This is a genomic window from Synechocystis sp. LEGE 06083, from assembly GCF_015207725.1.
Classification (GTDB): Bacteria; Cyanobacteriota; Cyanobacteriia; order Cyanobacteriales; family Microcystaceae; genus Synechocystis; species Synechocystis salina.
The window spans coordinates 1-10,798 of sequence record NZ_JADEWJ010000111.1 but is presented as its reverse complement, the minus strand read 5'-3'; the positions used below and the strand labels follow the sequence as shown (position 1 = coordinate 10,798).

General features: G+C 47.0%; 7 protein-coding genes and 1 pseudogene. 1 reads left to right on the top strand and 7 read right to left on the bottom strand.

Annotated elements, in window-relative coordinates; all coding sequences use genetic code 11:
• The 3 genes and pseudogenes from IQ219_RS10110 to mraY form a co-directional block, all read right to left on the bottom strand.
• Positions 1-221: pseudogene (locus IQ219_RS10110) on the bottom strand (type II toxin-antitoxin system VapC family toxin); the annotation flags it as partial.
• Positions 222-304: 83 nt separating this feature from the next.
• Positions 305-514 (bottom strand): transferase hexapeptide repeat containing protein, encoded by a 210-nt coding sequence (locus IQ219_RS10105; protein ID WP_194072510.1) that lies wholly within the window; start codon positions 512-514, stop codon positions 305-307.
• A 111-nt stretch (positions 515-625) separates the two neighbouring features.
• On the bottom strand, positions 626-1,723 hold the full coding sequence (gene mraY, locus IQ219_RS10100) for a phospho-N-acetylmuramoyl-pentapeptide-transferase (RefSeq protein WP_194072509.1): 1,098 nt from the start codon (positions 1,721-1,723) through the stop codon (positions 626-628).
• Positions 1,724-1,836: 113 nt separating this feature from the next.
• On the opposite strand from mraY, the gene IQ219_RS10095 reads away from it, so the two are divergent.
• On the top strand, positions 1,837-3,672 hold the full coding sequence (locus tag IQ219_RS10095) for a mechanosensitive ion channel family protein (RefSeq protein WP_194072508.1): 1,836 nt from the start codon (positions 1,837-1,839) through the stop codon (positions 3,670-3,672).
• Between the two features lie 12 nt (positions 3,673-3,684).
• Here the strand turns inward: IQ219_RS10095 and IQ219_RS10090 are convergent, their stop codons facing one another.
• The 4 genes from IQ219_RS10090 to nifJ form a co-directional block, all read right to left on the bottom strand.
• Entirely contained in the window at positions 3,685-4,839 is a 1,155-nt protein-coding gene (locus IQ219_RS10090) for an ATP-dependent 6-phosphofructokinase (RefSeq protein WP_190598350.1), read from the bottom strand.
• Between the two features lie 101 nt (positions 4,840-4,940).
• Positions 4,941-5,972: a dihydroorotate dehydrogenase-like protein gene (locus IQ219_RS10085; protein ID WP_194072507.1), complete on the bottom strand. Its 1,032-nt coding sequence runs from the start codon at positions 5,970-5,972 to the stop codon at positions 4,941-4,943.
• 95 nt (positions 5,973-6,067) lie between these two features.
• Positions 6,068-6,529, bottom strand: a complete 462-nt coding sequence (locus tag IQ219_RS10080) for a DUF29 domain-containing protein (protein WP_194020760.1) — start codon at positions 6,527-6,529, stop codon at positions 6,068-6,070.
• A gap of 71 nt (positions 6,530-6,600) precedes the next feature.
• The gene (gene nifJ / locus IQ219_RS10075) at positions 6,601-10,203 is read right to left on the bottom strand and encodes a pyruvate:ferredoxin (flavodoxin) oxidoreductase (protein ID WP_194072506.1); all 3,603 of its coding nucleotides are present in this window, start codon (positions 10,201-10,203) and stop codon (positions 6,601-6,603) included.
• Positions 10,204-10,798: the final 595 nt, after the last annotated feature.

The window sequence follows — 10,798 nt, the reverse complement described above, 5'->3', positions numbered from 1 at the left end:
ACTTTTTGTCTCCGCATTGTATTGAATATCAGGATCTCTGGGGAATCAAATAGCAAAATTGGTGCATCAGCAAAGCTTCTAATAATTTCTAGCAGTAATCCATAACCCCTGGCTAGGTTTTTATCGGTCTGAGCTCGGTTGATAAAACTATGGGCTCCAATCACCTGCTCGTGGAAGCTGATAATGGACACAGCAAAATCAGAAGCTTTGTGCTTAGCCATTCGAGAACTTAACCGGAGAAACTCAGGACTAGAACGACGCTGAAGGAAACTTATGTGGTCAGTATCAAGCAGATATTTCACCTTTACCTATGATCATCGATTAATTCGTCAGACTGTCTAAACATGCGTCCATATTCTAAAATTTCTAAAAAAGCTGCATCATCGGAGATTGATCCCACCATTTTTTCCAGCCAGTTTCCATGGCTATCACTGCTGTCAACTTTATTTTGAAGCTCAAGAACTACTTGTTCTAAATTTGTTAAACGTTGTTCGATGGTGGCGCTTTCTGACATAGCAAATACCGAATAAAATCTTTGGCTCAGGTGGGCAGGGAGAAAGACTTTTGTTCAAGATAATTTATTTTATCTCCTATTCTTTGCAGTCCCTACCCTTTGATTCTACTGTTATACCGTTGCCATAGCCACGATCGCCAAGAGGGTATTGATAAGGTAAAAGGAGCCCACAATCTGGGTTTCGGTCCAGCCGCTTAGTTCTAAATGGTGGTGGATGGGGGCCATTTTTAACAACCTTTTGCCTACGCCGTCGGGGCCTTTGGTGGCTTTGTAGTAACCCACTTGGGCAATGACGGAGAGGGATTCCGCCAGGAAAATGCCGCTGATCAATAGCAGCCCCCAGAGGTTGCCGGTCATGATGCCTACGGCCGCTAAACTACCGCCCAGGGCTAAGGACCCCGTATCTCCCATAAATACCCGGGCAGGATTATGGTTATGGTGTACAAAACCAATACAGCCACCAGCCATGGCACAGCAGAAAAAGGCTAAGGCGGGATTGTCCTTCGCCACCAATAAACCCAACCCCACAAAGGCGATCGCCCCGGTGCCGGCGGCTAAACCATCCACCCCATCGGTCAAATTGGTGGCATTGCTTTCCGCCACTAGGGCAAAGGTTGCCACTAACCAAAAAAGGAAACCCAGAGGTAAGACAAATTGCATAATGCGAATGTTGGTGATGTCCGTTGGCCCATAAAAAAATAGCCAAGCGCAAAAAATAACGGCGATCGCCACCTGTAAAAATAATTTCTGTTTAGGGGTTAAACCTTTATTGGATTTGTATTTTAGAATTTGCCAGTCATCCACCCAACCGATGGCCATATAGCCCAAAGTTACCAAGGCCACCACCATGACATCAGGGTTAAACTGGGTGCCCACCACGGCGATCGCCACCGCCACGGGTATAAAGAAAATTCCCCCCATGGTAGGAGTACCCGCTTTTTTTAGATGACTTTGGGGGCCGTCGGACTGGATCACTTGGCTTGCTTTCAAATTTACCAACATTGGTACCACCGCCATACCAATTAAGGCCGTGACCAAGGCCGTAAAACCCAAGGCAATCAGTAATTTCCCATTGCCTAACCAAGGCAGACCTGCCCAGCTACTCAACAGGGCCATCAGGGCTAAAGCCAAGGCCCAGAGCAGGATTAGCAAAGTTTTACCGCTGGGATTTTTCCAACTGGGAAGGGACGAAGATTTTGCGTTGGCCATAGTCAAAAAATTAGTTCAGGGGTTGATCAATGACGTTTTCTCCATCAGACTAGCATCAAGGTTGCTGGCCTTTGGCTGTCGATTTTGCTGACAGATTGTAAGTATCAAGAACCATGCCCTTAATTACCAAACTAAAAAAATATCGACGCAAATATCAACGCTTCTTCTGGCTCGGTTGTGTTGTTTTAGCCCTACTACTGATTATTCCCCATCCCAGCCAAGCTCAGTTTGTGATGCCCCAAGGCTTTAGCACCCAGGGTGATTATCAACCCCCCGGAGTTTCCCGTTATGGCCCCATCGAAGTGGCCCCCGTACGATCGCCCGTTGATAACAGTTTTTTGTTTGATGTGGCATCTCCCACCGTGTATAACCGCCAAGAGAATACCAGCGAGGTCCCCGTAGAGCAGAGAGCCCAGGACATTGAAAGCAAACTGGAACTGGCCATTTTCACACGGGACATGAATCCCGATGATCTAAGGGTAGAAACATCTCGGCTTAACAATGTGGTGGTGGTTACTGTTAGCAATGATGATTATCCCCTTCCCCTGGTGCTGGCCTCCGTTACGGAAAATGATGCCGACTTTAACGGGCAACCTATCGATGTTTTAGCAGAGCAATGGCGGGACAAACTGGATAAAGAAATTCGTCGGGGCCAGGCCAGCACTACCCAAGAAGCCTTACAGCAATCTTTTACTAAAGCTTTCCAAATATTTGCAGTGCTTGTGGTGGCAACGGTCATCATTGGCGGCATTAAATATCTAATTTCTCGTTATCATCAAAGGCTTCTCAAGCAGAAACAGGCGATCGCCGCTGAAAAACAAGCGGAGTCGGAGAGCTTGGCTAACCATGATCAAGACCCCATAGAAGTTAGCTATACTACCCCGGAAGTGCTAGGGGAACAACAACGGCTCTTTTGGCAAAGATTACCCCAAATACTTAGTATCGACCGCAAAATTGGTTTTTGGAAGTTTGTCCAGTGGCTATTATTTTGGGTGATTATCCTCGGTTGGTACTTTGGCTTATTTGCCATCTTCCGGGAAATTCCCGGCCTAGCCACCCTCAGTGGCGCAATTTTAGGTAGGCCATTGCAATTACTACTGCTATGGTTTTTCATCGGCTTAGTCATCCGCATCAGCCATCGCATCATCGAATTGCTACAAAACAATTGGCAGAATAATAATACTGCCGGACTGAATAAATTTATCAATCTAGGGGATAACCAACGGCGAGATCTGCGCATTTCTACCATCGCTGGAGCTATCAAAGGCATGGTGACCGTGGTGATTACCGCCAGCGGCCTGTTAACAGCCCTGACCATCGTGGGGATTCCCACCGGTTCCGTGGTGGCGATCGGGGGTTTATTGGCCTTGGCCATTTCCTTCGGTGCCCAAAGCTTGGTCAAGGATTTGGTGGATGGATTTTTGGTGTTAGCGGAAGATCAGTATGCCATCGGGGATGTAATTGATGTGGGCTTCGCCGCCGGAGGGGTGGAAAATTTAAACCTACGAGTAACCCAATTACGGAGTGCCGGAGGGGAATTGGTCACCATTCCCAACAGCGCCATCACCCAGGTTAAAAATCTGACTCGTTCTTGGTCTCGGGCTAATTTAAGTGTAAATGTGGCCTATGACACTGACCCAGCAAAAGCCATTAACGTCCTGCGCCAGGTGGGGGAAGACCTGTACAACGACCCGGAATGGCACGACAAAATGCTGGCAGTTCCCGATGTGTTGGGCATTGATAGTCTTACCCATGAGGGCATGAGCATCACCATCTGGATTCAAACAGCCCCCGCTCAGCAGTGGTCAGTGGGGCGAGAATTGCGTTTCCGAGTGCGTCAGGCCCTGACGGAAAATAACATCGAAATCGGTGTTCCCCGGCAGATATACACCACTAATCCGTCCGCCAACCCTCCCTTTAGTGCGCTTGAATCCAGTGCGGAAAGTTAGTATTCCCGGGATTCAGACCTCTCCTAGGTAGATGCCCAACGATTTGGCGGTTTTAACCATAAAGCCATCCTTGTCCACCGGGAAAGCACAGCGGTTTTCCTGGTGACATTTCTTAATGATGCCGATAATGGGCTGCAAATCAGTGTGCTCCACTTGGCCATTGCGCCAAATCACCACTTGGTCATAAATACCCTGTTCAATCAATTCCACTGCCTTGATGCCAAACACCGTCGCCAATAGGCGATCGAAAGATAGAGGTGTGCCACTCCGCTGTAAATGGCCCAGGGTGGTAGCTCGAATATCCAAATCGATTAAATCACAAAAACTAGGATCTTTAATTTCACACAGATGCTGGCTGGTTTGACTAATTTTTTCCGCTAGATAGTCAGCAATATACTTATCCTTTTGTTCGTTTTGATCATGGACACCTTCAGAAATAACAATGAGGGCAAAATGGCGGCCAGATTGACGCAAATTCACCAGTTGGTCACAGCAACCACGGATAACTTCTGGAGTTAGGCAGGGGGTAATTTCGGGAATTAAAATGATATCAGCTCCACCGGCAATACCCGCATGGAGAGTCAAATGCCCCGCATCCCTTCCCATTACCTGGACAATGATAATGCGTTCATGGCTAGCGGCGGTGAAAGTGAGGTCGTATAAAGCTTGGGTAACAATGTCCACTGCAGTACTAAACCCCACCGCCAAATCGGTAAAAGGCACATCGTTATCAATGGTTTTAGGAATAGCAATAATATGCCAATTTCCCTTGGTAGCTAAGTCATAAATAATATCTAAACTGCCATCGCCACCAACAACAATGAGCGCTTCAATGTCAAGCATGGCATAACCTTTAAGGATGGCAGCGGCGATATCCGGCTGTTCTGGATGCCCTTTACTCAAGGAACCTAAAACGCTACCGCTGAGAAATTGCAGCACATCCAAACCTTTGAGCATTCCGGGCAGAGCATAACCATGTTTGGTCAACAGTAAATCTTCTGCTTGGTATTTTCCATGGGCGACTTCAACAAAACCATCGGTGCCGTAGGGAATGCCATAGACTTCCCACCCCTTGAGAGCTGAGGCCTTAACCACTGATCGAATAATGGCATTGAGGCCAGGACAATCACCACCACTGGTTAAAATTCCAATCCGTTTTATGCCCATACCAAACCCCCTTAATTTACCCGTAATTTAAGTTCTTCAATGGCTGATCCATGGTCAAAATCAAACCCAAATCTATCGGCAATCACTAATCCGCTAGTCTATTAACCTACTGGTTCAAAGGGATCAAGCGCCTTCCAAATGGGGGCATAGGTCTGTAGAGCTTTGACATATTGCACCCGCTCGAAGGCAGTGGGATCGGGGCAATTAAGTTGGCTCATACTACCCTGCATTTGCCGCACAGATTCATATTCGTGCTCTTCCATCCAATGGGCTAAACTATTTTCTAAAGTGTGGATATAGCCGATGCCGTGGCGCAGTAAGGCACTGACCAATTGGGTGACTTTTGCCCCGGCCATTAACACCTTGACCAAATCTACTGTGTGTAAAATTCCACTAGTAGCAGCCAAGTCGCAGTCAATGCGCCCATATAAAATTGCTAACCAATGTAAGGGAAGGCGCATACTTTGGGGGGTACTGAGCAAAATATGGGGATAAACTTCGAGGCTTTCTAGGTCAAAATCTGGCTGGTAAAAACGATTGAACAAAACTAGTCCATCAGCGCCATGATCGGCAAATTTTTTCGCCATATAGGCCATATTGCTAAAGAAGGGGGCAATCTTAACAGCAATGGGAATTTTAACTTCAGCTCTGACAGTTTTTACGATGTCAAGATAATTCTTTTCCACCTCGGTACCAGGCACATCTAGGTCTGTAGGTACGTAGTAAATATTGAGTTCAATGGCGTCAGCCCCGGCCCCCTCCATTTGTTGGGAATAGTCTAACCAGCCTCCTAAGGTAGAGCCATTTAAGCTACCAATAATGGGAATATCTAAACTCTCTTTAGCTAGGCGAATATGGTTGAGATATTCCTCGGAACCAACATGAAAAACCTGAGGTTCAGGAAAATAAGTCAGGGCCTCGGCAAAACTGTTGGTGCCATGGGTTAAATGGTGATGCATTTCCAATCTTTCTTGCCGCAATTGTTCTTCAAAGAAGGAGTGAAGTACGATCGCCGCCGCGCCACTATCCTCCATTTTTTTGAGATTGTCTAAATCTTCTGTCAATGGGGCACAGGAGCCGACCATGAGGGGAGATTTCAGGTCTAAGCCGAGGTATTGGGTAGTGAGATTCATGATGTTAAGGGGATAGGTTTGATGGGAAACTATTCTGGAAAATAATCATGTCTAAAATTATTTTTTAGATGATATCTTCATTAAAATGAACTTAATTAACCAGGTATTAAATCTGAGGGATAAACTTCATTTAAAATTTCTTCTTTGGTAAACGGATTACTTTCAGGAAAATTCTTTAATGGCAATCTAGTTTCAACAGATGCAGATTTTCGTGCGTCATCATAAACCTCATCTAGGACTTGCTCAAAATGACGTTTTAAACTGGGGCTTTTACGAAAAGCTTTGAAAATACGCTTGCGGTGTTCAAAAATGGAACGACGCCAACTGTTACTAATTTTATTAGGTTGGTATTTCCATTTGAGAAGATGCACTAAAAGAACTTCAAGATTACTTTCTAATGCATCTTTTTGGCTCCCACTCATGTCTTCAATTTCTTCAATTAGATTTTCATAATCAAGCTGATCGAGTTGACGATTTTTCAAAAAATTTGCCATAGTTTCAGCCCATAGACAAAAGTCTTGCTCGTAAAGAGTTTTAGTCTCAATTTGGCTAACCATCAACTTATCCTTAATAAATGTTGTTCAACTGATAGGGGAACAGGTAGGATTTTGTCCCCCTAATATCAATTCTAAATAGATTGAGCAGGAGCTTTGCCGGGGGAAAGAGCACCATGGTCATTCCCATTGCTGTTAGAAGCACCTAGGGAACGTTTCGCCAGGTATTCATACATGGCCCAACGGGTAGTGACATCACTCTGGGCTAGTTTCATTAAACGTTTGGCTTCCTCCGGCTGACTACGGGTGAGCATGGCAAAGCGATTCTCCGAATACACCGTTTTATCAATGGGGATTTTGGGCGATCGCATATCCAATTGCAGGGGATTTTTGCCTTGGTCTGTTAGCAATGGGTTATAGCGATAGAGTAACCAACGGCCACTATCCACCAATTCTTTTTGATGATTCATGGCGGTGGTCATGTTGATGCCGTGGGCAATGCAGTGGGAGTAGGCGATGATCAGGGAAACGCCGGGATAGGCTTCCGCTTCCATAAAGGCTTTGATGGATTGTTCGTTTTTAGCGCCCATGGCAATGCTCGCCACATAAACGTTGCCGTAGGTCATGGCCATTAAACCCAGATCTTTTTTGGGAGAAGCTTTACCCCCAGCGGCGAATTTTGCTACAGCGGCCCGGGGGGTGGCCTTCGATGCTTGGCCCCCAGTATTGGAATAGACTTCCGTATCCATGACCAGAATATTGACGTTGTGACCACTGGCCAGCACATGGTCTAAACCGCCGTAACCAATGTCGTAGGCCCAGCCGTCCCCACCGATGATCCAAACGCTTTTTTTGACCAGGTAGTCCGCTACGGAAAGAAACATTTTTGCTTGGGGAGTTTCCAGATTTTGTAAGCGGTTCTTAACCTGTTCTATCCATTGTCGTTGCTCGTAAATGTCGGCTTCCGTGGTTTGCTGATTTTCTAAAATTTCCGTTACCAGGGTTTGCCCCAATTCTTCAGCAAAGGTTGTGAGTAATTCCCCGGCAAATTCGGCCTGCTTATCGATCGCCACTCGGAAACCAAGGCCAAATTCAGCATTGTCTTCAAACAGGGAATTGGACCAGGCAGGGCCCCGACCGTCGGCATTTTGGGCCCAGGGGGTAGTAGGTAGGTTACCGCCATAAATAGAAGAACAACCGGTGGCATTGGCCACCAACATCCGATCGCCAAATAATTGACTGACAAGTTTTAGATAGGGGGTTTCTCCACAACCGGCACAGGCACCGGAAAATTCAAATAATGGCTCCTGCATCTGCTGATGGCTAATTTTGTTGAGATTTAACCCTAGGCGATCGGGATTGGGTAAATTTAAGAAGAAATCCCAGTTGGTTCGTTCCTGTTCCCGCAGAGGTAGCTGGGGCTCCATATTGATGGCCCTTAATCGGGGTTGGGATTTATTTTTCGCTGGGCAGACATCGACACAAATGCCGCAACCAGTGCAATCCTCTGGGGCAACCTGGATCGTAAATTTAGAACCTTGCCAATCGTGGTCTTTGGCGTTGGTGGATTTGAAACTCACCGGAGCGTTGGCCAATTCTCCCTCTTCGTAAACCTTCGCCCGAATCACGGCATGGGGGCAAACAATGACACATTTACCGCACTGCACACAAACATCGGGATCCCAAACGGGAATTTCGTGGCCGACGTTGCGTTTCTCCCATTTAGTGGTGGCCGTCGGATAGGTGCCGTCACAGGGTAGGGCACTCACTGGCAGGTCATCCCCTTGGCGGGCCATGATTTTGCCCAATACTTCCCGCACAAACACCGGAGCTTGGTCGGGCACCACCGCTTTCATTGCCGTAGCATTGTCATCCACTGCGGCAGGAATGGGCACTTGATAAAGATGGGCCAGGGTGGAATCCACCGCTTTAATATTCATCTCCACAATCTCTTGACCCTTTTTGCCGTAGGTCTTTTGGATCGATTGCTTGATTTTGGCGATCGCTTCTTCCCGAGGTAAAACCCCTGCCAGGGCAAAGAAACAGGTTTGCATCACCGTATTTGTGCGGCGACCCATGCCCGCATCCCTGGCCACCTCATTGGCATTGATAGTGTAAACCGCCAGGTTTTTGTCAATGATGGCCTGTTGAACTTTGCGGGGAAACTGCGACCAAATTTCCTCCGGACCGTAGGGACTGTTCACCAAAAACACACCGCCATTAATGGCCGGTTCCAACACCTCAAACTGTTCTAAAAATTCCCACTGGTGACAGGCGACAAAATTGGCTTGGCTAATTAAATAGGTGGAAAGAATCGGTTTGGGGCCAAAGCGGAGATGGGAAACGGTCACCGAACCGGACTTTTTCGAGTCGTAAACAAAGTATCCCTGGGCGTAATTATCCGTATCTTCCCCAATGATTTTGATCGAATTTTTATTGGCTCCCACCGTACCATCGGAACCAAGACCATAAAAAATAGCCCGCACCACCGAGTCCGCTTCAGTGGAAAAATTGGGATCATAGTCAATGCTGGTGTGGCTGAGGTCGTCGTTAATACCTACGGTGAAATGGTTTTTCGGCTCAGCCTGTTGCAAATGATCCAACACCCCTTTGACCATGGCCGGGGTAAATTCCTTGGAGGATAAACCGTAACGTCCGCCGACAATTTTCGGCATCATGCCCGCTTCAAAAAAGGCTGTCAGCACATCTTGATAAAGGGGCTCCCCAATACTTCCCGGTTCTTTACACCGGTCCAATACGGCAATTTTCTGGACTGTTTTAGGTAGGGATTTAACTAGGCGATCGCCAGCGAAGGGACGATAGAGGCGCACTTTTAATAAACCGACCTTTTCCCCCTGGGCAGTTAAAAAATCCACCGTTTCCTGGGCCGTTTCTGCGCCGGAACCCATCAGTACCATTACCCTTTCCGCCTCTGGATGGCCAAAATATTCGTAGGCACGGTAATGGCGACCGGTTAACTGGCCAAACTCTGCCATCACCTGCTCCAGCACTGCCGGATAATCGTCATAGAAGGGATTCACCGTTTCCCTGGCCTGGAAATAGACATCGGGATTTTGGGCAGTCCCCCTCAATTTCGGGCGATCGGGAGTCAAAGCTCGCTCCCGGTGGGCCACCACATCTTCATCCTTAATTAAACTGCGGAGAACGGATTCCGGTAACAACTCAATTTTTTGTTCTTCGTGGGAAGTGCGGAAACCATCAAAAAAGTGCAGTCCCGGTATCCTGGTGGCAAAACTTGTCGCCGTGGCAATCAGAGCAAAATCGTGGGCTTCCTGTACAGAATTGGAGCTTAGCAAGGCAAAGCCAGTGTTACGGGCCGCCATCACATCACTGTGATCACCAAAAATGGATAAACCCTGGGCTGCCAAAGAACGGGCCGCCACATGCAACACCATGGCGGTTAATTCCCCCGCAATTTTGTGCATATTGGGCAACATCAACATCAAGCCCTGGGAAGCGGTGAAAGTAGTGGTCAAAGCCCCCGACTGCAACGCACCGTGTACTGTCCCAGCGGCTCCCCCTTCACTCTGCATCTCCACCACCAAAGGCACCGTTTTCCAAAGGTTGGGACGATGTTCAGAAGCCCAAGCATCCGCCCATTCCCCCATGGGAGAAGAGGGAGTAATGGGATAAATGGCAATGACTTCACTCAACTGATAGGCCACCCGGGCCACCGCTTCATTACCATCGAGGGTTGCATAGGTAGGTAAACTCATAAACGAATCGTCCTCAAAGGATTTAGCAAGGGCAAACAATACCCAAAATGTAGAAAAAGGCAGTTAATTTTTCTAGGTGGGAAGACACTGCCGGACAATTATAAAAATCGAAAAAATCACTAAAAATAGCTATAGGTCAACGGAGATTTAACAACTTTAGAGTTGTTTTTGTTGATATTGATTGAACTAAATTTCCCAAAATCTTAGCTGAGAAATGAAGCTATGGATTGAGCGGTCACCAATGGTGGTTGAACATGACGTTCCCTCTGGGGCTTAGTTTTATCTTGAACCCAAAATCAGAAAATGGAACAATTTCTTATTGTTTTTTAACGAGATTAAATACTGTGAAGTTTTGTAATTGATCCGTGCCAAGCAAAAGATTTTGCCTTAGCTATTGTTGGGATTGCCATGACAGCGGCAATATTAACTTGATTGTTGACTTCACTCGGATCGACTAGTTGATCAAATTTCAGCAATTTCTCCAAGAAATTAGCCCTAAGAAGTTTTTTAAAAGCTCCCTGTCCCACATTATTCCCCTCTCGCCAGCAATGTTGAACTGTTCCCCTCACTGGCGATCGCCGTTTAGCCATTCCCG